23 protein-coding genes are annotated in these 21,359 nt (G+C 70.9%); 7 read left to right on the top strand and 16 right to left on the bottom strand.

Features of this window, described 5'->3' with window-relative positions:
- Positions 1 to 11: 11 nt before the first annotated feature.
- Positions 12 to 395 (bottom strand): GtrA family protein, encoded by a 384-nt coding sequence (locus M878_RS83565; protein ID WP_023551998.1) that lies wholly within the window; start codon positions 393 to 395, stop codon positions 12 to 14.
- A gap of 162 nt (positions 396 to 557) precedes the next feature.
- Positions 558 to 1,160 (bottom strand): ABATE domain-containing protein, encoded by a 603-nt coding sequence (locus M878_RS83560; protein WP_245238263.1) that lies wholly within the window; start codon positions 1,158 to 1,160, stop codon positions 558 to 560.
- Positions 1,161 to 1,255: 95 nt separating this feature from the next.
- On the opposite strand from M878_RS83560, the gene M878_RS83555 reads away from it, so the two are divergent.
- Together M878_RS83555 and M878_RS83550 are read left to right on the top strand one after the other, a co-directional pair.
- Positions 1,256 to 2,488: a cysteine desulfurase gene (locus M878_RS83555; RefSeq protein ID WP_023551995.1), complete on the top strand. Its 1,233-nt coding sequence runs from the start codon at positions 1,256 to 1,258 to the stop codon at positions 2,486 to 2,488.
- A 142-nt stretch (positions 2,489 to 2,630) separates the two neighbouring features.
- Positions 2,631 to 3,083, top strand: coding sequence for a DUF6314 family protein (locus M878_RS83550; RefSeq protein WP_023551994.1), 453 nt, complete (start codon positions 2,631 to 2,633; stop codon positions 3,081 to 3,083).
- Here M878_RS83550 and M878_RS83545 read toward each other — a convergent pair.
- The 3 genes from M878_RS83545 to M878_RS83535 all read right to left on the bottom strand — a co-directional run bounded on the left by M878_RS83545 (position 3,065) and on the right by M878_RS83535 (position 5,799).
- Entirely contained in the window at positions 3,065 to 3,658 is a 594-nt protein-coding gene (locus M878_RS83545) for a histidine phosphatase family protein (RefSeq protein WP_023551993.1), read from the bottom strand. The genes M878_RS83550 and M878_RS83545 overlap by 19 nt on opposite strands.
- Before the next feature lie 73 nt (positions 3,659 to 3,731).
- The gene (locus tag M878_RS83540; protein WP_023551992.1) at positions 3,732 to 4,169 is read right to left on the bottom strand and encodes a GNAT family N-acetyltransferase; all 438 of its coding nucleotides are present in this window, start codon (positions 4,167 to 4,169) and stop codon (positions 3,732 to 3,734) included.
- A 196-nt stretch (positions 4,170 to 4,365) separates the two neighbouring features.
- Positions 4,366 to 5,799 (bottom strand): aminotransferase-like domain-containing protein, encoded by a 1,434-nt coding sequence (locus tag M878_RS83535; RefSeq protein ID WP_031226653.1) that lies wholly within the window; start codon positions 5,797 to 5,799, stop codon positions 4,366 to 4,368.
- Here M878_RS83535 and M878_RS83530 point away from each other — a divergent pair.
- Both M878_RS83530 and M878_RS83525 read left to right on the top strand, forming a co-directional pair.
- The gene (locus M878_RS83530) at positions 5,798 to 6,709 is read left to right on the top strand and encodes a DMT family transporter (protein ID WP_031226651.1); all 912 of its coding nucleotides are present in this window, start codon (positions 5,798 to 5,800) and stop codon (positions 6,707 to 6,709) included. The two genes, M878_RS83535 and M878_RS83530, sit on opposite strands and share 2 nt — an antisense overlap.
- An 18-nt stretch (positions 6,710 to 6,727) precedes the next feature.
- Positions 6,728 to 6,925: a DUF1918 domain-containing protein gene (locus tag M878_RS83525; protein ID WP_023551989.1), complete on the top strand. Its 198-nt coding sequence runs from the start codon at positions 6,728 to 6,730 to the stop codon at positions 6,923 to 6,925.
- A gap of 1 nt (position 6,926) precedes the next feature.
- Here the strand turns inward: M878_RS83525 and M878_RS83520 are convergent, their stop codons facing one another.
- Positions 6,927 to 8,150: a glycoside hydrolase family 10-like protein gene (locus tag M878_RS83520; RefSeq protein ID WP_023551988.1), complete on the bottom strand. Its 1,224-nt coding sequence runs from the start codon at positions 8,148 to 8,150 to the stop codon at positions 6,927 to 6,929.
- A gap of 171 nt (positions 8,151 to 8,321) precedes the next feature.
- On the opposite strand from M878_RS83520, the gene M878_RS83515 reads away from it, so the two are divergent.
- On the top strand, positions 8,322 to 9,197 hold the full coding sequence (locus M878_RS83515; protein WP_031226649.1) for a 3-hydroxybutyryl-CoA dehydrogenase: 876 nt from the start codon (positions 8,322 to 8,324) through the stop codon (positions 9,195 to 9,197).
- Between the two features lie 194 nt (positions 9,198 to 9,391).
- Positions 9,392 to 9,652: a hypothetical protein gene (locus M878_RS83510; RefSeq protein ID WP_023551986.1), complete on the top strand. Its 261-nt coding sequence runs from the start codon at positions 9,392 to 9,394 to the stop codon at positions 9,650 to 9,652.
- A gap of 33 nt (positions 9,653 to 9,685) precedes the next feature.
- Here the strand turns inward: M878_RS83510 and M878_RS83505 are convergent, their stop codons facing one another.
- From M878_RS83505 to infC, 10 genes are all read right to left on the bottom strand, one after another.
- A complete protein-coding gene (locus tag M878_RS83505) occupies positions 9,686 to 10,222 on the bottom strand; it encodes an NUDIX hydrolase (RefSeq protein ID WP_078630470.1) in 537 nt (178 codons plus the stop codon).
- A gap of 65 nt (positions 10,223 to 10,287) precedes the next feature.
- Positions 10,288 to 11,628: an NsdA family TPR-like regulatory protein gene (locus M878_RS83500; protein ID WP_023551984.1), complete on the bottom strand. Its 1,341-nt coding sequence runs from the start codon at positions 11,626 to 11,628 to the stop codon at positions 10,288 to 10,290.
- A gap of 121 nt (positions 11,629 to 11,749) precedes the next feature.
- Entirely contained in the window at positions 11,750 to 12,847 is a 1,098-nt protein-coding gene (locus M878_RS83495) for a PP2C family protein-serine/threonine phosphatase (protein ID WP_023551983.1), read from the bottom strand.
- Positions 12,848 to 13,040: 193 nt separating this feature from the next.
- Positions 13,041 to 15,569: a phenylalanine--tRNA ligase subunit beta gene (gene pheT, locus M878_RS83490; protein WP_023551982.1), complete on the bottom strand. Its 2,529-nt coding sequence runs from the start codon at positions 15,567 to 15,569 to the stop codon at positions 13,041 to 13,043.
- On the bottom strand, positions 15,569 to 16,690 hold the full coding sequence (gene pheS, locus M878_RS83485; protein WP_051430143.1) for a phenylalanine--tRNA ligase subunit alpha: 1,122 nt from the start codon (positions 16,688 to 16,690) through the stop codon (positions 15,569 to 15,571). Before pheS ends, pheT begins: the two co-directional genes overlap by 1 nt.
- A 151-nt stretch (positions 16,691 to 16,841) precedes the next feature.
- Positions 16,842 to 17,984 (bottom strand): sensor histidine kinase, encoded by a 1,143-nt coding sequence (locus M878_RS83480; RefSeq protein WP_031226645.1) that lies wholly within the window; start codon positions 17,982 to 17,984, stop codon positions 16,842 to 16,844.
- A 50-nt stretch (positions 17,985 to 18,034) separates the two neighbouring features.
- The gene (locus M878_RS83475) at positions 18,035 to 18,889 is read right to left on the bottom strand and encodes a TrmH family RNA methyltransferase (RefSeq protein ID WP_023551979.1); all 855 of its coding nucleotides are present in this window, start codon (positions 18,887 to 18,889) and stop codon (positions 18,035 to 18,037) included.
- 221 nt (positions 18,890 to 19,110) lie between these two features.
- Positions 19,111 to 19,494 (bottom strand): 50S ribosomal protein L20, encoded by a 384-nt coding sequence (gene rplT, locus M878_RS83470; RefSeq protein WP_006141703.1) that lies wholly within the window; start codon positions 19,492 to 19,494, stop codon positions 19,111 to 19,113.
- A 106-nt stretch (positions 19,495 to 19,600) separates the two neighbouring features.
- Positions 19,601 to 19,795, bottom strand: a complete 195-nt coding sequence (gene rpmI / locus M878_RS83465) for a 50S ribosomal protein L35 (protein ID WP_003977225.1) — start codon at positions 19,793 to 19,795, stop codon at positions 19,601 to 19,603.
- A 111-nt stretch (positions 19,796 to 19,906) separates the two neighbouring features.
- Positions 19,907 to 20,569 carry a translation initiation factor IF-3 gene (gene infC, locus M878_RS83460; RefSeq protein WP_078630469.1) on the bottom strand — a complete coding sequence of 221 codons (663 nt, stop codon included), beginning with the start codon at positions 20,567 to 20,569 and terminating at the stop codon, positions 19,907 to 19,909.
- A gap of 356 nt (positions 20,570 to 20,925) precedes the next feature.
- On the opposite strand from infC, the gene M878_RS83455 reads away from it, so the two are divergent.
- On the top strand, positions 20,926 to 21,294 hold the full coding sequence (locus tag M878_RS83455; RefSeq protein WP_023551977.1) for a DUF1844 domain-containing protein: 369 nt from the start codon (positions 20,926 to 20,928) through the stop codon (positions 21,292 to 21,294).
- The last annotated feature ends 65 nt before the right edge of the window (positions 21,295 to 21,359 follow it).

Genomic DNA, 21,359 nt, shown 5'->3' with positions numbered 1-21,359 from the left:
TTATGCAACGACTAAGCGAGCGGATCGGCCTCGGCGCCCGGCAGCATCACCCAGCGGGACACCACGAAGGTCACCGGGATCGCCGCCGCCGAGGCGAGCAGCGGGGCGAGACGGCTGCCGTCGTGCAGGATGTCCACGATCACGTACACCCCGACCGTCGTGATCAGGAAGTTGGTCACGTTGGTCAGCGGGAACAGCAGGAATTTCCGCCAGGTGGGCCGGGTCCGGTAGGTGAAGCGTGCGTTCAGGAAGAAGGACCCGACCATGCTGAGCAGAAAGGCCAGAACGTGCGCGGCCAGGTAGGGCAGCCATATGAGGAACAGCAGGTAAAGACAGTAGTAGGCAGCGGTGTTCATCACACCGACCACGGCGAAGGTCACGATCTGTCGCTTCAATGAATGAGGTCTTCCGTGCGTTCCACGTCGGTCGCCTTCACCAGGGCGTGCGGGCGACCCTTCACCTCGTAGTAGACGCGGCAGGCGCCGTTCCCGATCACTCCCGGCTCGTCTTTACGGTGAAACGGCTTTACGGCGAATCGGCTTTACGGCGAATCGGCTTTACGGTGAACCGGCCTTGCGGGACGCGTAGGCGCGGGCCGCCCGGACCCGGTTGCCGCACTTGGTCGTGCACCAGCGGCGGGCGCCGTGGGAGCGCAGGAACCAGCGGGCGCAGCCCTGGGCGGCGCAGGCGGTGAGCTGGCCCGCGTCGGCGCCGGTGAGCAGGTCGGTGGCGTCCTCCGCGAGCAGCGACAGCGCGGCGGCGGCCGGGTTTCCCGTGTCGGGGACGTCGGCGCGGTGGGGGCCGTCGGCGGTCCAGGCGAGCCGGGGGGTGGCGGGGGCGGCCGCGAGGGCGGTGTTCAGGGTGTCGAGGGCGCCGTCGGCCGGAGGCGTTCCCGCTTCGCGGGCCTCGAACAGAGCGCGCAGCGCCTCGCGCAGGGTGCGCAGCCGGCCGGACTGCCTGCCGTTCAGCTCCACCTGGTCGGGCAGCAGCCCGTGCCGGACCAGCCACAGGTGCGCGGCCTCGGTGTCGTCGAGCAGGTCGACCTGGCCGTGGCTGACGGTGAAACGCGTGTTGACCAGTGCCAGCGAGACATACCGGTCCTCACCGGGGACCGGTAGCTGATGCAGGTAGACGGGGGCCTCTTGATCCACGGACCTCATGGTAATCCTTGCGATTCTCCGTGAGGAGGGCTTAGCGTGCCTCACGGAGAAACTATCCAGAAACCGTGAGACGAGACCGTGAGAGGTGAGCCGTCGTGGCCTTCGACGTGGACGTGCTGCGCAAGGATTTCCCGATCCTGGAGCGGACCCTGGACGGCGGCGTCCCGCTCGTCTATCTGGACTCCGGGGCCACCACCCAGAAGCCCCTCCAGGTCCTCGACGCCGAGCGGGAGTTCTGCCTGACCCGCAACGCGGCCGTGCACCGCGGCGCGCACCAGCTGGCGAACGACGCGACGGAGGCGTACGAGCAGGCCCGGCAGACCGTCGCCCGCTTCATCGGCGCCGATGACGACGAGGTGGTCTTCACCCGGAACACCACCGAGGGCATCAACCTCGTCTGCTACGCGCTGGGCAATGCCGGCCGGATCGGCCCCGGTGACCGGATCGTGGTGACGGAGATGGAGCATCACGCGAACCTGGTCCCCTGGCAGCAGCTCGCCGAGCGGACCGGGGCGCGGCTCGACTGGTTCGGGCTCACCGACGACGGCCGGCTCGATCTGTCCCGGGCCGACGAGCTGCTGGACGAGCGCACCAAGGTGCTCGCCGTCAGCCACCAGTCCAATGTCCTCGGCACGATCAACCCGGTGCGCGAACTCGCCGACCGCGCCCATGAGTTCGGCACCTTGGTAGTCGTGGACGGCGCCCAGTCCGTCCCGCACCGCCCGGTCGACGTCACGGAACTCGGCGCGGACTTCCTCGCCTTCTCCGGGCACAAGATGCTCGGCCCCAGCGGCGTCGGCGTACTGTGGGGCCGCGCGGAGCTGCTCGCGGACCTGCCGCCGTTCCTCACCGGTGGCTCGATGATCGAGATCGTGGAGATGGACCGCACCACCTTCCTGCCGCCGCCGCAGCGCTTCGAGGCGGGCGTGCCGATGACCGCGCAGGCGGTGGGGCTCGCGGCGGCGGTGGAGTACCTGGAGCGGCTCGGCATGGCAGAGGTGGCGGCGCACGAGGACACGCTCACCGCCCGCGCCCTGGCACTGCTCACCGAGGTCCCGGGTGTCCGGATCGTCGGCCCCGCCGATCTCACCGACCGGGGCTCGGCCGTCTCCTTCACGGTCGACGGCATTCACCCGCACGATGTGGGGCAGGTGCTGGACGAGCGGGGCGTGGCCGTCCGCGTCGGCCACCACTGCGCCCGGCCGATCGTGAAGCGGTACGGCATCCCGGCGACGACCCGGGCGAGCTTCTACGTCTACAACACCCCGGCCGAGGTGGACGCACTGGTGGAGGGGGTGCGGGCGGCCCAGAGGTACTTCGGGGTCTGACCGGGCTCGCGTTGGAGTGTGCTCCGACTCCTCCTGTTCCGATCATGAGCGGGCAGCGCGTCGTCGACTCGATGACCGTCCCGGGCTCGCCCCGCACGACCGCCTTGTCCGAAGGGCAGGCCGTTCGAAATAAGCTCGACTCATGGATGTGCAGCCGCAGTACTGGCCGGTCGCCGATGTCCTGGCGTTTCTGGCCGGACGCTGGCGCGTGGAACGGAGCGTGCGGGATCTGGCGAGCGGGGATGACGGGTGCTTCTCAGGGGCGGCCCTCTTCAGCGCGCCGGCGGGCGGCGGGCTGCTGCACGAGGAGTCCGGCACGTTCACCTGGCAGGGCGTGGCGCGGCCCGCGACCCGGACGCTGCGATTTCTGCCGGGGTCCGCTCCGGGCACGGCGGATGTGCGGTTCGAGGACGGGCGGCCCTTCCACGCGCTGGACCTGACCTCGGGGCGGTATGTCGCCGATCACCCGTGCGCGGCGGACCTCTACCGGGGCGAGTTCACCGTCCGGGACGCCGACCACTGGCGCTCGGTGTGGCGGGTCCGCGGCCCGGCGAAGGATCTGGTGCTGACCACGGACTACGAGCGCGAGGACTGAGGCGAGCCACCGTCGAGACGGAGGTTCCAGCGGCCGGCGCGGCCGGTGACGGTGGACATGGACAGCGGGCGCACATCGATGTTCCAGTACGTGCTGGGCGGCGCCTTCAGGGCGTAGACGAGGGCCGCGCGGATCACGGCGGGCTCGGCGACGGCGACGATCCGGCCGCCGTCCTCCGCCGGCCGGGTGTCCAGCCAGCCGCCTACCCGGGAGATGAAGGCCAGCAGGGACTCGCCGTCGTGCGGGGTGGCGCGCGGGTCGGCGAGCCAGGCGTCCACCGCCTCCGGCTCGCGGGCCATCGCCTCGCCCAGCGTCAGTCCGCGCCAGCGGCCCATGTCGCAGTCCCGCAGCGCCAGTTGGACCAGCGGGGCATACCCCAGCGCCTCGCCGGTGGCCCGGCTGCGCGGGGTCGGCGAGCAGTAGCGCAGCTCGGCGGCCGCCAGCGGCAGCAGGTCCCCGGCGACACGCTGTACCTCGTCCCAGCCGGCCTGGTCCAGCGGCCGGTCGTCCTCGAAGCGCTCGGCGAGCAGCGGGGCACTGCGCGCGGCTGCGACGAACGTCACCCTCAGTGGCATGCGGTGATGGTGTGCCGCGAGTGAGTGCAGGTCAAGGGGTGACCCCTGTGAGCTACGACGGGTAAGCGGCTGCTTACTCGAAGAGGTGGATCATCCACTGGTCGGGGCGGTCCAGCGGCCGGAAGCCCACCTTCTCGTACACCCCGTGCGCGTCCTCGGTGGCGAGCAGCATGCGGCGCAGTCCGTACGGCTTCAGGTGGTCGCGGATGCGCCCGACGAAGGCCGTGCCGACGCCCTTGCCGCGCACCGAGGGGTCCACGTACACATCGGCGAGCCAGGCGAACAGGGCGTGGTCGGTGACCACGCGCGCGTACGCCACCTGCTCCCCGGAGGCCGTCTCGTACACCCCGAAGTTCAGCGAGGACGCCATCGCGCGCTCGTGCTGCTCGCGGGGCCGGCCGATCGCCCAGTAGGCGTCGGCCGACAGCCAGCCATGGACGCGGTCCACGTCGACGCGGGCCGTGTCGGCGGAGAACTCGTAACCCTCGGGCAGGGTGGGTGTCTCGATCATGCTCCGGATCCTCACAGGCCCCGGGGGTGGGCGTCGAATCGTTTTGACCGGCCCGCGATGCACCAAGCCCGGCAGGGCCGTTGGCCTGGCAGGCCGTTGTCAGTGGCGGCTGGCATCCTGCACCCATGACCCCGTGGCCGCGTTCGCGCCGCCGGAGTTCGACTGCGCGCTGGTGACGCTGCCCTGGAGCACCTCGTCAGAGCACCTCGTCACAGGCCGCCCGCAGCCGCCGTACGCCCTCCGTGATCTCCCGGGTGCCGGCGACCGCGGCGAAGCTCAGGCGGAGGTGGGCGGCGGGGGGTTCGGCGCTGAAGTAGGGGCGGCCGGGGGTGAGGGCGACGCCGGCGCGGAGGGCGGCCGCGGTGAGGGCGGTCTCCTCGGTGCCGTCGGGGAGGCGGAGCCAGAGGTGGTAGCCGCCGGACGGGATGTGCGGCAGGGCGAGTTCGGGAAGGTGGCGGGCGAGTTCGGTCGTCATGGTGTCGCGGCGGGTCTTCAGCTCGGCCGACAGGGCCCGCAGGTGGCGGGGCCAGGCCGAGGAGCCGACGAGTTCCAGGGCGGCCTCCTGGAGGGGGCGCGGGACGAAGAAGCTGTCCACGACCTGGATGGCGCGCAGGCGTTCCAGCACGGGTCCGCGCGCGGCCAGCGCGGCCACCCGGAAGCTGGGCGAGGTCGCCTTGGTCAGCGAACAGACGTGGACGACGACGCCGTCGGGGTCGTCGGCGGCCAGGGTGCGGGGCAGCGGGCCCGCGTCGGCGTGCACGAGACGTCGTACGTAGTCGTCCTCGATGACGAACGCGCCCGCGGCGCGCGCGATGCGCAGCACCTCGGCGCGGCGGCCGGCGGCGAGAACCGCGCCGGTCGGGTTCTGGAACAGGGGCTGGCAGACGAACACCCGGGCACCGGTGGCCCGGAAGGCGTCGGAGAGCAGGTCGGGCCGTACGCCGTCGGGGTCGATGGGCACCGGCACCGGGCGCAGTCCGGCGGCGCGGGCGAGGGCCAGCATGCCGGGGTAGGTGGGCGACTCGACGAGGACCGGGGCGCCGGGCGGGGCGAGCGCGCGCAGGGCGGTGGCCAGCGCAGACTGGCCGCCCGCCGCGATCAGCACCTCGGCGGCGGTGGCGGCCCCGCCGATCTCGCGCGCGAACCACTCCCGCAGCTCTGGCAGCCCCTCCAGCGGTGGCCTCTGCCAGACGCCGGGCCGCCGCCCGGCCCGGGCCAGGGCCGCCGCCATGGCCCGCTCCGGTTGCAGGGAGGGATGCGGATAGCCGCCGCTGAACTCCAGCACACCGGGCGGCGGCACGGCCAGCGAGACCGTGACCCCGGAGGCGTCCACGGTGCGCGGTACGAGGTCGGCGGCGCCGTCGGCGCTCAGCGCGACCTCCTGCCAGGAGGTGTCCCCGGTCGGGGCCTCCGTCGTGCGCGGCCGGGCCCGGAAGGCTCCGGCGCCGGGCCGGGTGACCACCAGCCCCTCGGCGGCCAGCTGGGCGAGGGCCCGCGAGACGGTCACCGGACTCACATGGAACCGCTCGACCAGGGCTCGGCTTGAGGGCAGCTTTCCACCTGGAGAGTAGCGGTCCAGCTCCCGCCGGAGGTGTTCTGCCAGGTCCTTCACACTGCTACTCTGCTGCATGAGAACACAGAGTAGCGCTACTGCCGTAAGCCCGATAGCAGTCACCACTCGCCGGAATCACCGGGCCCTCGGCACCGCCCAGGCCGCCCTCGGTGTGGCCGCCTTCTCGCTGACCTTCCCCTCCACCGCGTGGGCACTGGAGAGCTTCGGCCCCTGGTCCCTGGTGGCCGTGCGCAGTGTGCTGGCCGCGCTCGTCGCGGGCGGCTGTCTGCTGGCACTGCGCGTACGACTGCCCGTGCGGCGCCATCTGCCGGGGCTGGCCGTCGTCGCCGTCGGCGTGGTGCTGGGCTTCCCGATGCTGACCACGCTCGCCCTTGAGACCTCGACCACCGCGCACGCGGCCGTCGTGGTCGGTCTGCTGCCGCTGACCACGGCCGTGTTCTCGGCACTGCGCACCGGCACCCGGCCCTCGCGCCGGTTCTGGCTCGCGGCCGTTACGGGCGCGGCGGCCGTGCTCGCCTTCACCATCGCCCAGAGCGGGGGTGCTCTCACGGCGGCGGACGGCTGTCTGTTCGCGGCCCTGCTGGTGTGCGCGGCCGGATATACCGAGGGCGGCCGGCTGGCCCGGGTGATGCCGGGCTGGCAGGTCATCGGCTGGGCGCTGGTGCTGTGTCTGCCGCTGACCCTGCCGGCCGCCGTACTGGCGCTGTCGTACGAGCCCGTGCGGCTCACCGTCCACGGTGTGGTGGGTGTGGTGTGGGTCGCCTTGTGCTCGACCTTCCTCGGGCTGCTCGTCTGGTACCGGGGTATGGCGGCCATCGGCATCCCGAAGGCGAGCCAGTTGCAGTTGGCCCAGCCGCTGCTCACACTGGTGTGGTCGGCGCTGCTGCTCGGCGAGCACTTCACGGCGGCCGCTCCCTTGACCGCTGTCGCCGTGCTCGTGTGCATCGCCGTCACACAGCGGTCGTGATCGTGAGGAGGGCCTGACATGCGGGCCAAAAAGGGCGACAGGCTGGTCCAGCACGGCAGGGTGGTGGGGCAGCACGACCATGTCGTGGAAGTCGTCGAAGTACTCGGTCCCGAGGGGAACCCGCCCTATCGCGTCCGAGCCGAGAACGGGCACGAGACGATCATGTCCCCGGGGCCCGACTGCCTGGTGGATCACAGGAAAGAAGACCAGCGGTAGCTCACCGCGGCGGCCTCGCCGATCGCCCGTAGTGATCGGCGATCACGCGTGACATCGCCCCGATCGGATCGGCCGCCACATCCTTGGCGGCGAAGAACACATGCCCGCGCACCTGCGGGTGCCGGGCGGCGAGGGTGAGGTGCCGGGACAGCTCGACCGGGTCGTGCCAGGCCGAGGGCTGCCCGGCCGCCCCCGCCTTGTACAGGGCCTCGCCGATGTACAGCTGTGTCCTGCCGCCCTGGGCGACCGCCGCCCACCAGTTGACGAGCTTCGCGTAGTCGGCGTCGGCGAAGCCGATGTTCCAGTACAGCTGCGGGACGATGTAGTCGATCCAGTGGCGGCGCACCCAGGTACGGGTGTCCGCGTACAGATCGTCGTACGCCTGCACGCCCGACCGCGTGTCCGAGCCGCGTGGGTCGCGCGAGGCGTTGCGCCACACCCCGAAGGGGCTGATCCCGAAGCGGGTGCCGGGCCGGACCCGTCTGATGCCGGCCGCCATCTCCTTGACCAGCTTGTCGATGTTGTCCCGCCGCCATGCGGCCCGGCTGTCGAAGGCGCCGCCGTAGCGGTCGTACGCGGCGTCGTCGTCGAAGGTCTGCCCGGCGACCGGATACGGGTAGAAGTAGTCGTCGAAGTGGACGCCGTCAACGGGGTACTTGGCGACCGCGTCCAGCATCGCCCGCTGGACGAAGGCACGGACCTGGGGCAGGCCGGGGTTGTAGTAGAGCTTCCCGCCGTACGACACCGCCCAGTCGCGGTGCTTGCGGGCCGGGTGCGTGGGGGCGAGCCGGCCGCGGTCGGTGTGGTTGGCGATGCGGTACGGATTGAACCAGGCGTGCAGCCGCAGGCCCCGGGCGTGGGCCTCCTTCACCGCGGTGCCCAGCGGGTCCCAGCCGGGGCTGCGGCCCTGGGTGCCGGTGAGGTACTCGGACCAGGGCTCGTACGGTGACGGCCACAGGGCGTCGGCGGAGGGCCGTACCTGGAACATCACCGTGTTGAGCCGGCTGCGGGCCGCCTTGTCGAGCAGGGCGACCAGCTCCCTGCGCTGCGCGGCGGCCGTCAGGCCGGGCTGGGACGGCCAGTCCCGGTTGGACACCGTGGCCAGCCACACGCCCCGCATCTCGATGGCCGTGCGGGGCCGGCGATCCGCTGCCGCCGCGCCCGGCACCGTGGCCAGCGTGGACAGCGCCGCCAACGTGAAGGCCCGCCGTGACAGTTGCCCCATCTGCACACCCCCATACGCTCCGGATCCGCTCCGTCACGGATCGTTTCGCGCCCCAGGATGCCCCCACCCGGGCGATCGATCATCGATACTTGGCGGTAACGTGCACGATCGGAGCAGGCGCCGAACCCGGAGGACCTGCCAGCGAGCCGGAGAACCAGCGAAGGGGTCGATGTGACAGGCTTCCCATCGGGAGATATTGCGCGCGTCGGAGTCGTGGGCTGCGGCCAGATGGGCGCGGGGATCGCCGAGGTGTGCGCCCGCGCGGGACTGGACGTGAAGGTCGCCGAAACCACCGGCGAGGCCCTGGAGATCGGCCGTACCCGGCTGTTCAACTCCCTGACCAAGGCCGCCGAGCGCGGGAAGATCACCGAGGAGGAGCGGGACGAGACGCAGGCGCGGCTGAGTTTCACCACGGACCTGGGCGAGTTCGCCGACCGCGATCTGGTGATCGAGGCCGTCGTGGAGAGCGAGCCGGTGAAGACGGAGATCTTCCAGGTGCTCGACCAGGTGGTGACCCGCCCGGACGCGATCCTCGCCTCCAACACCTCCTCGATCCCGCTGGTGAAGCTGGCGGTCGCCACCTCCCGCCCGGACCACGTGGTCGGCATCCACTTCTTCAACCCCGCCCCGGTGCAGCAGCTGGTCGAGCTGATCCCGGCGCTCACCACCTCCGAGGGCACCCTCAGCCGCGCCCAGGTCTTCGCCGAGAAGGTGCTCGGCAAGCACGCCATCCGCGCTCAGGACCGCTCCGGTTTCGTGGTCAACGCGCTGCTCGTGCCGTATCTGCTCTCCGCGATCCGGATGTTCGAGTCGGGCATCGCGAGCCGCGAGGACATCGACAACGGCATGGAGATGGGCTGTGCCCACCCGATGGGCCCGCTCAAGCTGTCCGACCTGATCGGCCTGGACACCATCGTCTCCATCGCCAACTCGATGTACGCCGAGTACAAGGAGCCGCTGTACGCCGCTCCCCCGCTGCTGCAGCGCATGGTCGAGGCGGGCCGGCTGGGCCGGAAGACCGGCTCGGGGTTCTACACCTACGGCTGACCACACAGAGCTACGACTTACGGGCCCGGCACCGCACTCGGTGCCGGGCCCATCTGTTTCACTCCCCGTGTGCGCGCCGGGCACGCATATGCCCGTCGCACACGCTCCCCACGCGCCCACCAGGCGAGTTGACTCCTCATGCGCATGCAAGGGATGCGGAACCATCCATGCCGACTACCGAAAGGAGTGGACTCGTGACCGCCGAACCGGAGCATCCCGTGGTCCACGGAGAACTCGCAGAGTTACGGCGTCGCCTCGACGTGGCCTACGCCCGCGTCGAGGGCGGACTGGCGTTGCTCAGTCATCGCACCGAGGAGACCGCCAAGGAGCTGGACGAGCTCAACTCCCGTATGGTCTCGCTGGAGCACGCACGCTGGCCGCTGCCCTCGCTCGCCGCGCTGACAGCACTGGGCGCGCTCGTGGTGACGATCTGGCAGGCGCTGGCCGCCCATTAGACCACGGGCTCTTCGGGCGGCCCCGGCCTTCGGCTAGCCGTCGGCGAGCCTGAGGTGGTGCAGCAGGAGTAACGCGGCCGCCATGTTGGCGGCCGGGACCTCCCCACGGGCGATCATGTCGGGGACGAGCTTGAGGGGGACCCATTCCCGGCGGTCCGACTCGAAGTCGTCCACGGGATGCCCGATGTACTCGCCCCGGTCGGACCAGTAGATGTGGTGCCGGGCGTCGGTGAGGCCGTTGGACGGCTCCACGCTCATGAGGTGGTGCAGGGGCCCCGGCCGCCAGCCGGTCTCCTCCTCCAGTTCTCTGGCGGCCGCGCGCGCTATGTCCTCGCCGTCCTCCACGACCCCGGCGGCCAGTTCCCACCCCCAGCTGTCGGTGATGAAGCGGTGCCGCCACAGCAGCAGCACCTCGTTGGCGTCGTTGACCACGGTGGCCACGGCCACGGGCCGCAGCCGGATCAGGAAGTGGTCGAGATGCCGGCCGTCCGGCAGCTCGACATCAGCGAGATTGACGCTGAACCAGCGGTTTGCATACACAGTTTGTTCACTCTGTTTCGTCCACTGCACGGTTCTGCCACCTTCCGCCGAGTAAGTGGCAATATCGCAGCAGGGACTGTGCACCTACAGAGGGCCTACAGCGGTACGCGCAGTGCTCCGTCGATGAGTTCGGCGGCCTCGGCGGTCCCGGCCGAGCCACAGCGCACCAGGTGTTCGCGTACCGCGCGGAGTCTGTCGCGCAGCCGCTGCGACTCCATCCCGCGGGCCTGCTCGGCCATCTGCACGGCGGTGGCCACCGCCTTGTCCGCGTTGCCCTGGCGCAGCTCGATGGTGCTGAGCATGGCGAGCCGGTGCACCCGCCCCCGGTCGTGGGCGGGGTTGTCGACCGCGGCCGCGGCATGCTCCCGGGCGGCGGCCAGCTCGCCGAGGCTCAGCAGCGCCTCGGCCACCTGCACATTGACCAGGCCGGGCTGGACATAGCCGGTCTCGTCGGGCTCGTAGCCGCGCCGGATCCGGTCGGCGGCCGTCTCCGCGCGCCGGATACAGGACAGGGCCGCCGCGGAGTCGCCGAGGTGGGCGTAGGCCTTGGCCTGCATCGCGTACAGGTCCGAAGCGAGCGCAGGCGTGATGTGCTTGCCGGCGGTCCGCAGTGCGGCCTCGGCGAAGGCGACGGCCTGCCGGTACTCGCGCATGTACAGCGACTGGTTGACCAGCAGCGCTATCACATACGCCCCAAGTCCCCGGTCCCCGCTGGCCTTTGCCAGCCTGAGCGCCTGGTGGAAGTAGCGCTGGGCCAGACCGTGGGCGTCGGAGTCGTACGCACAGATCCCGGCGATCGCGACCAACCCGCCGGTCGCCCGGTGCAGTTGGCGTCCGGTTGCGTCGGTGTAGCTGCCGCGCAGCAGCGGCGCCGCCTCGGCGTTGAGGAAGCCGACGATTCTGGTGCGGGTCGCGATGCCGCCGGCCTTGCGGTACATCTGCTCGTAGTGCGTCCGCGCGGCCCGCAGCATCTCGATGTCGGCCGCGGTGACCCGGTGCCGGCCGCCGCGCGAGACGTCGACGTCCTCGGGCGGGTTCTCCCACTCCCACACCGGCATGACGGCCGGGGTCCCGGTGACGGCGGGAGCGCCCAGCACATGCGGCCGCTGCTGTTCGTCGGAGCGCCACAGGGCGGTGGCCCGCTCCACGAAGCCGTTCAGCGAGCCGACGTGCGGGGTGCTGGGCTCGCCGGGTACACCGAGGCCGATGTCGTCGAGGGTGACGGGGCGGTGCAGACGGGCGGCGAGCACTTCACAGATCAGGTCGGGCACCTGGCCGCGCGGCCGCTGGCCCTTCAACCAGCGTGCCACGGCGGTGTGTTCGTACCGCAGCACGAGGCCCCGCCGCCTGCCGGCCTGGTTCACATGGGCGGCGAGACCGGCGTGCGAGATCCCCGCCTCGTCCAGGATCGCGTCGAGCAGAGTGTTGGGCTGCATGGGATGCCCCCCGGGTGGCCTGGTGCGGTTCAGCGTAGTGACTCCGCCTTCACACGGGGTGTGAACGGAGTGCCCGCATCCGCAGCGTACGCGCACTGTCGCGCAGCGTGGCGAGCCCGGTTCACTGGGAGTCCTCGCAAGAGACTGGCCAAGCCACCGGCTCCCCCTCGAAAAGCGGTGGCTTGGCCAGGCGAGGGGCGGCTGCGGGGTGAGGCAGCTTGCCCCGCGCCCGGTCGTTCCGTAGGACCAGTAGCGCTATGTCATCCGTGGGCTTGCCGCCCGTGTGGTGCAAGAGCGCTGCGAAGAGGGTGCGCAGAACCGTCTGGGGAGAGACAGGGTGATCCCGTGCGGCTTCGCGCAGCGTCCTCGGCAGCGAGAAGAAGCGGCCCCGGCCGTCCCGTGCGTCTTCCACGCCGTCCGTGAAGAGGACGAGGGAGTCACCCGGGGCCAGTTGGCCACAGGACTCCGCCTCCAGCTCGGCCGGGAGCGGAAACGGCCCCAGCGGAGGCAGCGGATCGACACGCGCCAGCGGCTCGACCCTCGCGCCGCTGATCCGATACGGCCATGGATGGCCGCAGTTGAGGGCGTGCAGCTCGCCGTCCCGGCCGATCTGCAGGAGCAGGACCGTGACGAACTCCTCGGCGACCGGGTGGTCGGGGTCCGCGCTGCCGTGGGCCGGGTGTTCGGCATGGGCCCGCTCGCGCAGGTGCCGGGCGAGGGCGCGCTCCAGCCGGCGCAGGACGCCGCCGAGTTCGGGCTCGTCATGAGCCGCCTCGCGGAAGCTGCCGAGGACGGCGGCGACGGTGCCGAGGGCGGCCAGACCGTGCCCGCGCACATCACCCATCACCACCCGCACCCCGTACTCGGTGGCGATCGCCTCGTACAGGTCGCCGCCGACGCTCGCCCCGCGATCGGCGGACAGCTGGGCCGCGGCGACGTTCAGCCCGTCGAGGCGCGGCGGCGGCGGACGCAGTACGACGCTCTGCGCGGCCCGTGCCACCCGGCGGGCCTGGCGCAGCTCACGCAGCAGCGCGCGCCGGACATGGAGGATGAGCCCGGTGCCGACGGCGAGGAAGACGGCGCTGGTGACGATGCGCGCCCCGAGCCCGGTCTGCTGGGCCAGCGGGCAGCCGTACTTGTAGGCGACCGCCACGGCTCCCCAGAGCGTGGGCAGTACGGCTCCCCGAGTGGTGGGTGCCCGTGCCTTGATGCGGATCATGCCTCTGGTCCCCCATGGAGAGTCCCTGACAGAGCAGACGGACCGACCCCGAAAGGCCGGTCCGATTCTGTCGACGCCATGGCCCGAAGAGACCAGATCGCCATGAGTTCCCACCCGATCGAGTGAGCCCGAGTCGGTCAACTCGCATTTATGCAGCTCGCCGAAGGGGTGCCCCCGAAACCGCCCAGGGCGATCAGCCCCTCAGAACGGCTCCCGTCCGCTCGCCCGCGAGGGCGACCGCCGCGTCCCGGGCCGCCGACGCCTCGTCCACCGTCAGCGTCCGGTCACCCGCGCGGAAGCGGAGCGCGTACGCCAGGGACTTCTTGCCGTCGCCCAGCTGCTCGGCGTTCTCGTACACGTCGAACAGCCGGATGGACTCGAGGAGTTCGCCCGCGCCCTCGCGAAGCGCCGCCTCGACCTCCCCGGAGGGGACCGGCTTGTCGACCACGAGGGCGACATCCTGCGTGGCGACCGGGAACGTGGAGATCCGCGGCGCCTGCGGGGTGCCGTCACCCACCGCCTCCAGGGCGTCCAGGTTCAGCTCCATCGCACAGGTGCGCTCGGGCAGACCAAGGGCCTTCAACACCCGCGGGTGCAGTTCTCCCGCGTGGCCCACGACCCGGTCCGTGCCGTCGGCGGCGATCACCAGCTCGGCGCACCGGCCGGGGTGCCATGGACCGTACTGGCCCTTGCGGACGATCAGTTCGGCACCGGCCTCACGGGCGACGGCACGCGCTGCCTCGACGACGTCGGCCCACCCGGCCGGACGGCCCTGACCCCACCAGCCGGCCTGCTCGCGGGCGCCGCTGAGGACGACGGCCACGTGCCGCGGCTGCTCGGGCAGCGCGGCGTTGAGCGCGGCGATCTCCTCGTCGGTAGGACGCCGGTCGACGGGCAGGTGCGTGGCGACTGCCCGCTCCTGCTCCTGCCGGGGGTGGAACACCAGACCCGTCTCGAACAGCGCCAGGTCATGGCTGCCCCGGCCGTCGTTGCGCCGCAGCGCACCGAGCAGACCCGGCAGCAGCGTCGTACGGAGCGCGGGCTCCTCGTCACTGAGCGGGTTGACCAGCTTGACGACACGGCGGGCCGGGTCGTCGGACTCCAGGCCGAGCTGGTCGAAGATCTGCTCGCTGACGAAGGGGTAGGTGGGCGCCTCGACGTAGCCCGCGCCGGCCAGCGTCCGGCCGGCCCGGCGATGCAGCCGCTGCCGGTGGGTCAGGCCTCGGCCCGAGGGGAGCTTGGGCAGCGTGGAGGGCAGGTTCTCGTAGCCCTCCAGGCGGATGACCTCCTCGGCGATGTCGTTCGGGTCGACGAGGTCGGGCCGCCAGGACGGGACGGTGACGATCAGCTCGTCCTGCCCGTAGACGTCGCAGCCGACCTCCTGGAGGCGGCGGACGACCGTCTCGCGGCCGTAGTCGACGCCCGCCACCTTGTCCGGGTGGTCGGCCGGGACGGTGAGGGTGTGCGGGGCCGAGGGCGCGATGACCTCGGTGACCCCGGCCTCCGCCGTACCGCCCGCGAGGAGGACCAGCAGGTCCACCGTGCGCTGCGCGGCGGCCGCGGCGGCCTGCGGGTCGACACCGCGCTCGAAGCGGCGGGACGCCTCGGACAGCAGCTTGTGGCGACGGGACGTACGGGCGATCGCGACGGCGTCGAAGTGAGCCGCCTCGATGACCACGTCGGTGGTGCCGTTCACGCCGTTCTCGGTGACCTCGTGGTCCGCGATCTCCGTGTTCGCGCCGCCCATCACGCCGGCGAGGCCGATCGGGCCCCGGTCGTCGGTGATGACCAGGTCCTCGGCGTGCAGCTTGCGCTCGACGCCGTCGAGGGTGACGAGCTTCTCGCCCTCCGCAGCCCGGCGCACGCCGATCGTGCCCTGGACCAGGGAGCGGTCGTAGGCGTGCAGGGGCTGGCCCAGCTCCATCATCACGTAGTTCGTGATGTCGACGGCGAGCGAGATCGGGCGCATGCCGACCTTCTGCAGCCGGCGCTGCAGCCAGATCGGGGAGCGTGCCTCGGGGCGCAGGCCGGTGACCGTGCGCGCGGTGAAGCGGTCGCAGCCGAACGGGTCGGTGACCTGGACCGGGTAGCCGTATGCGTTCGGGGCCGGTACGTCGATCAGGGCCGGGTCGCGCAGCGGCAGGCCGTAGGCGATGGCGGTCTCGCGGGCGACGCCGCGGATGGACAGACAGTCGCCGCGGTTGGCCGTGACGGCGATGTCCAGGACCTCGTCGACCAGCTCCAGCAGCTCGATGGCGTCCTTGCCGACCTCGGTCTCCGGCGGCAGCACGATGATGCCGTGCGTGCCGTCGTCGCCCATGCCCAGCTCGTCGCCGGAGCAGATCATGCCGTGGGACGTCTTGCCGTACGTCTTGCGGGCGGCGATGGAGAAGCCGCCGGGCAGCGTGGCGCCGGGCAGGACCACGACGACCTTGTCGCCGACGGCGAAGTTGCGGGCGCCGCAGACGATCTCCTGGGGCTCGCCGGTGCCGTTGGCCTGGCCGACGTCGACGGTGCAGAAGCGGATCGGCTTCTTGAACTCCGTCAGCTCCTCGATGGTCAGCACCTGGCCGACGACCAGCGGGCCCTTGAGGTCGGCGCCGAGCTGCTCGACGGTCTCGACCTCCAGGCCGGCCGACACGAGCTTCTCCTGGACGTCGCGGCCGGTTTCCGTCGCCGGCAGGTCGACGTACTCCCGCAGCCAAGAAAGCGGGACCCGCATCAGATCTCCATCCCGAACGGCCGGGTGAACCGGACGTCACCCTCGACCATGTCTCGCATGTCCTCGACGTTGTGGCGGAACATCAGCATCCGCTCGATGCCGAACCCGAAGGCGAAGCCGCTGTACTTCTCCGGGTCGACGCCGCAGGCGGTGAGCACCCGCGGGTTGACCATGCCGCAGCCGCCCAGCTCGATCCAGCCCTCGCTGGAGCAGGTGCGGCAGGGCCGGTCCGGGTTGCCGACGGACTCGCCCTTGCAGACGTAGCAGAGCATGTCCATCTCGGCGCTCGGCTCGGTGAAGGGGAAGAAGTTCGGCCGCAGCCGGGTCTTCATGCCCTCGCCGAACAGGGACTGGACCATGTGGTCCAGGGTGCCCTTGAGGTCGGCCATGGTCAGGCCCTCGTCCACGGCGAGCAGCTCGACCTGGTGGAAGACCGGGGTGTGCGTGGCGTCCAGCTCGTCGGTGCGGTACACACGCCCGGGGCAGATCACGTAGACCGGCAGCTCACGGTCGAGCAGCGAGCGGATCTGCACGGGCGAGGTGTGGGTACGCAGCACGACACCGGAGTCGGAGCCGCCGTTCGGCCCCTGTACGAAGAAGGTGTCGGCCTCGCCGCGGGCCGGGTGGTCCGGGCCGATGTTGAGCGCGTCGAAGTTGAACCACTCCGCCTCGACCTGCGGGCCCTCGGCGACCTCGTAGCCCATGGCCACGAAGATGTCCTCGATCCGCTCGGAGAGCGTCGTCAGGGGGTGGCGGGCGCCGGCCGGGACGCGGTCGTACGGCAGCGTGACGTCGACGTCCTCCTCGACGAGCACCCGGGCATCGCGCTCGGCCTCCAGCTCGGTCTGGCGGCCGGCGAGAGCCTTGTTCACGGCGCCGCGGGCCATGCCGACGCGCTTGCCGGCCTCGGCCTTGGCGTGCGGGGGCAGGGCGCCGATCTCGCGGTTGGCGAGGGCCAGCGGTGAGGCGGGGCCGGTGTGGGCGACCTTGGCCTCGTGGAGCGCGTCGAGGGAGTCCGCGGCGGCGAAGGCGGCGAGCGCCTCGTCCCGCATGCGCTCGATCTCTTCCGGTTTCAACGCCTCGACCTCTACAGGGTCGTATGACTTATTGGGTGCCGACATCTCTTCCCGTGCTTCCGATTGCTGGCGGATGGTCCCCGTCACCGACTCGCGAGGGCCGCGTGAAGGGCACAACGGTGCCAAAGGCCGAGTCTAACGGGGTGAAGGAACGCGAATGCGCCCGCGGGCTGCCCTCCGGGTTTCTCAGCCGTTCTCAGGCGAGGTACGCGGGGGCCCCCACGGGCAACGTAAATCGGAACTCGGCGCCGCCGCCGGGGGCGCGGCCGACCGTGATGGTGCCGCCGTGGGCTTCGACGATGCCCTTGACGATGTACAGCCCGAGGCCGGTGCCGCCGCGCTTGCTGCCCCGCCAGAAGCGGGTGAAGACGCGGTTCATGGACTCCTCCGGGATGCCGGGACCCTCGTCGCTCACCGTGACCGATGTGCCGGTTTCCTCGCCCTCGCGCGGGGATGCGCAGGGTGTGACGTCCATGGTGACGGTTCCTTCGCCGTGCCGCACGGCATTTTCGATGAGGTTGCTGAGGACCTGGTCGATCTTGTCGGGGTCGGCCCACAGGGCGGGCAGCGGCTGTTCGATGCGGAGCAGAAAGCGGTCGGCGGGCTGGCCGGCGGCGACGTAGGCCTGGATGTGCCGGGAGACGGCGGCCCCGATGTCGACGAGCTGCCGGCGCACCTCCAGCCGTCCGCTGTCGATCCTGGAGATGTCCAGCAGCTCGGCGATGAGGCGGGTGACCCGGTCGGCGTCGGCGTCGACGGTCTCCAGCATCAGCCGCTTCTGGTCGTCGGTGAAGCGTTCCCACTTGGCGAGGAGCGTGGCGGTGAAGCCCTTCACGGAGGTGAGGGGCGAGCGCAGCTCATGGGCGACCGTCGCTATCAGCTCGGCGTGGCTGCGCTCGGTACGGCGGCGGGCCTCGGTGTCCCGCAGACAGACGACGACGCGCTGGACCGGCCCGAGGGGTTCGGCCCGGATGTACCGGGCGGAGACGAGCACCTCCCGCCCTCCCGGCAGCAGCAGATTCCGCTCCGGCTGCCGTACCCGGATGGCGAGCCCCCCATAGGGATCGGTGAGCTGCCACCACCGCCGCCCCTCCAGATCCTCTAACGGCAGCGCCTTCTCCAGCGGCTGCCCGAGGGCGTCGGCGGCGCGTACGGCGGTGATCCGGCCGGCGGCGGCGTTGAAGCAGACGACCCGGCCGTGCTCGTCGGCGACGACGAGGCCGTCGGGCAGCTGGTCGGGGTCGAGCTCCGCATGATCGCCGTACCGGGACACGGATACCCGCCGCGCGTCCCGTCCCTCCGGTCCCCCCGGCGCGGTGCTCATGCCGGCCACACTCATCCCCGTACCCCACCTCTCAGACGGCGCAGGGCCCCGAGCTGGTCACCCTACTAGCTCTGGGTGACGGTGCGGCACCCTCCGTTGGCGCGTTGTGCACGGGCCGATGCGTAAAGACATACGGCGGCGGCCGTCGCCAGGTTCAGGCTCTCGGCCTTTCCATGGATGGGCACGCGGACGACGGCGTCGGCGAGCGCGCGGGTCTCCTCCGGCAGCCCCCAGGCCTCGTTGCCGAACAGCCAGGCGGTCGGCCCGCCCATGGTGCCCTTGTCGAGTTCGTCGTCCAGATCGTCGGTCCCGGCACCGTCGGCGGCGAGGATCCGCACGCCGGCGCCCTTCAGCCCGGCCACGGCCCGCTCGACGGGCACACCGACGGCGACGGGCAGATGGAAGTGGGAGCCGACGGAGGCGCGCACGGCCTTGGGGTTGTAGAGGTCGACGGAGGCGTCGGTGAGTACGACGGCCTCGGCACCGGCGGCGTCGGCACACCGCAGCACGGTCCCGGCGTTGCCGGGGTCGCGCACATGGGCCAGCACGGCGACCAGCTTCGGCCGGGCGGCGAGGATCTCCTCGAACGGCGTGTCCAGGAACCGGCACACCCCGACCAGCCCCTGCGGGGTGACGGTGGTGGAGATGTCGGCGATGACGTCCTCGGAGGCGAGATGCACCCGGGCGCCGGCGGTGCGGGCCTCGCCGATGATGTCGGCGTACCGCTCCGCGGCCTCGACCGTGGCGAACAGTTCGACCAGGGTGGGGATGCCACCGGCCTGATGCCCAGCCGCCTCCCTGACGGCCTGCGGCCCCTCCGCGAGAAACAGCCGGTCCTTCCCCCGGAAGTTCCGCTTGGCAAGCCGCCGCGCTGCGCTGACACGGGCGGAGCGGGGGGAGATCAGCTCAGGGGTGGGCATCCTGTCCTTCACCTTCAAAGTCTTCTCTTAAGTGACGCCGCTGAGCTGCAGCGCCCCGCTGAGGGGCGCGGGACGGTGTCAATGTGCGGCTCCGCCGCGTGGGCGCGACAAGCCCCCACGCACCCGCAGCCGAGCGACTACGGAGGGCCCCCAACAACAGGACCCGCAAGCCATGAAAGCCTGCGGGTCCTACAGTCACGTCGGCTGAAGCCAGCGCAGCGTCACGCTGCCTTCGGCGCGTTGACGTCCGACGGCAGCGCCTTCTGCGCGACCTCGACGAGCGCGGCGAACGCGTTCGCGTCGTTCACGGCCAGCTCGGCCAGGATCTTGCGGTCGACCTCGACGTTCGCGGCCTTCAGGCCCTGGATGAAGCGGTTGTAGGTGATGCCGTTGGCGCGGGCAGCGGCGTTGATGCGCTGGATCCACAGCTGACGGAAGTCGCCCTTGCGCTTCTTGCGGTCGTTGTAGTTGTAGACCAGCGAGTGGGTGACCTGCTCCTTGGCCTTGCGGTACAGACGCGAACGCTGACCGCGGTAGCCGGAGGCCTGCTCGAGGATCGCCCGGCGCTTCTTGTGGGCGTTGACTGCCCGCTTGACGCGTGCCACTTGTTAACTCCTTGTAGCGGGGTCGTGGGGGTGCTCACACGACCCGGAAACGACTGGGTCCCGGTCCTGACGTACGGCGCTCAGAGGGTGACGAGCGCCGGGTACATCACTTGCCGAGAAGCTTCTTGATCTTCGCGGCGTCGCCCGGGGCCATCTCGGCGTTGCCGGTGAGGCGACGCGTGACGCGGGACGACTTGTGCTCGAGCAGGTGGCGCTTGCCGGCGCGCTCGCGCAGCACCTTGCCGGAGCCGGTGATCTTGAAGCGCTTGCTGGCACCGCTGTGCGACTTGTTCTTCGGCATAGCGCCGTTATCTCCTCGTCGGTGGCGCTCCGGTGCCCGGTCGCGAAACCGGGCACGGTGGAGCGTCGCTCTTGTATCGATTACATCCTTGGGGACCGGGGTCCCCCGGGATCACGCCTCGGCGGGCTCCTCGGCGGACGCCTCAGCCTCGGCAGGGTTCTGCGAACGACCGGGGTTGGCCTTCGCCTCCGCCTTGCGGGCTTCCTGCGCCTGTCGGGCCTCGGCCATGGCCTCGGTCTTCTTCTTGTGCGGACCGAGGACCATGATCATGTTGCGGCCGTCCTGCTTCGGGTTCGACTCGACGAAACCGAGGTCCTGGACGTCCTCCGCGAGGCGCTGCAGCAGTCGGTAGCCCAGCTCGGGCCGGGACTGCTCGCGACCACGGAACATGATCGTGATCTTGACCTTGTCGCCCTGCTTGAGGAACCGTACGACGTGACCCTTCTTGGTGTCATAGTCGTGCGGGTCGATCTTCGGCCGGAGCTTCATCTCCTTGATGACCGTGTGCGCCTGGTTCTTGCGCGCTTCACGGGCCTTCATGGCCGACTCGTACTTGAACTTCCCGTAGTCCATGAGCTTGCACACGGGCGGACGGGCGTTCGCCGCGACCTCGACCAGGTCCAGGTCGTACTCCTGCGCAAGCTCCAGTGCCTTAGCGAGCGGGACAATGCCCACCTGCTCGCCACTGGGACCGACAAGTCGCACCTCGGGAACGCGAATCCGGTCGTTGATGCGGGGCTCGGCGCTGATGGATCCTCCTCGGTAGCACCACACGGTTGTCTGGCGGACAGCCGCGTATGTCTCTTTTCGTTAGACCTAACCGCGCCGAAGCACAAAAAATGCCCCGGACGATCACAGGCGGGGCTCCAACACACTACCGGAGCACCGCCGCGATGCCGCGGGGCGCGCTTTCGGGCGACTCCATCGTCCGTACGGAACGATGGTGGCCGCCTGACCGGGTGACCCGCCGTCCCGGAGGACGGTCAGGTGGGAGATCGGAGCCTCCACTTGTGGGCCGGACGCCCAGTTGTTCACAGGGCATGTCCAGCCGGTCGTTACAAAAGGTTAGCAGCACCGTCCAGGAAGGGCTAATCGGAGGACGTGAGCCCGCACCGCTTATCGTGTGGGGCATGAGCCAGACCCCTCCTGAGAACCCCGCTGACAATCCCGACTTCGACGCGATGACCCGGGACATCGCCGAGGTCCCCGCCGTCGAGGTGATCGTGACGGTCGCCGTCAACCTGATGAGCGCCGCCGCCGTGAAGCTCGGGCTGAGCGAGGAGGGCGAGAAGTACAAGGACCTGGACGAGGCCCGCAAGCTGATCACCGGGCTCGCCGGCCTGCTGGACGCGAGCGCGACCGAGATCAGCTCCTTCCACGCGGCCCCGCTGCGCGACGGCCTGAAGTCGCTGCAGCTGGCGTTCCGCGAGGCGTCGATCGTCCCGGACGAGCCGGGCCAGGGGCCGGGCGAGAAGTACACCGGCCCGGTCTACGGCTGAGTCATCCCTTCACGTACAGGGGCTCGCCCGGAGGCGTGGTCCCGGCCGGCAGCAGTGCCAGGTCG

The organism is Streptomyces roseochromogenus subsp. oscitans DS 12.976 (assembly GCF_000497445.1).
GTDB classification, from domain to species: Bacteria; Actinomycetota; Actinomycetes; order Streptomycetales; family Streptomycetaceae; genus Streptomyces; species Streptomyces oscitans.
This window is presented reverse-complemented; position numbering and strand designations above follow the sequence as displayed.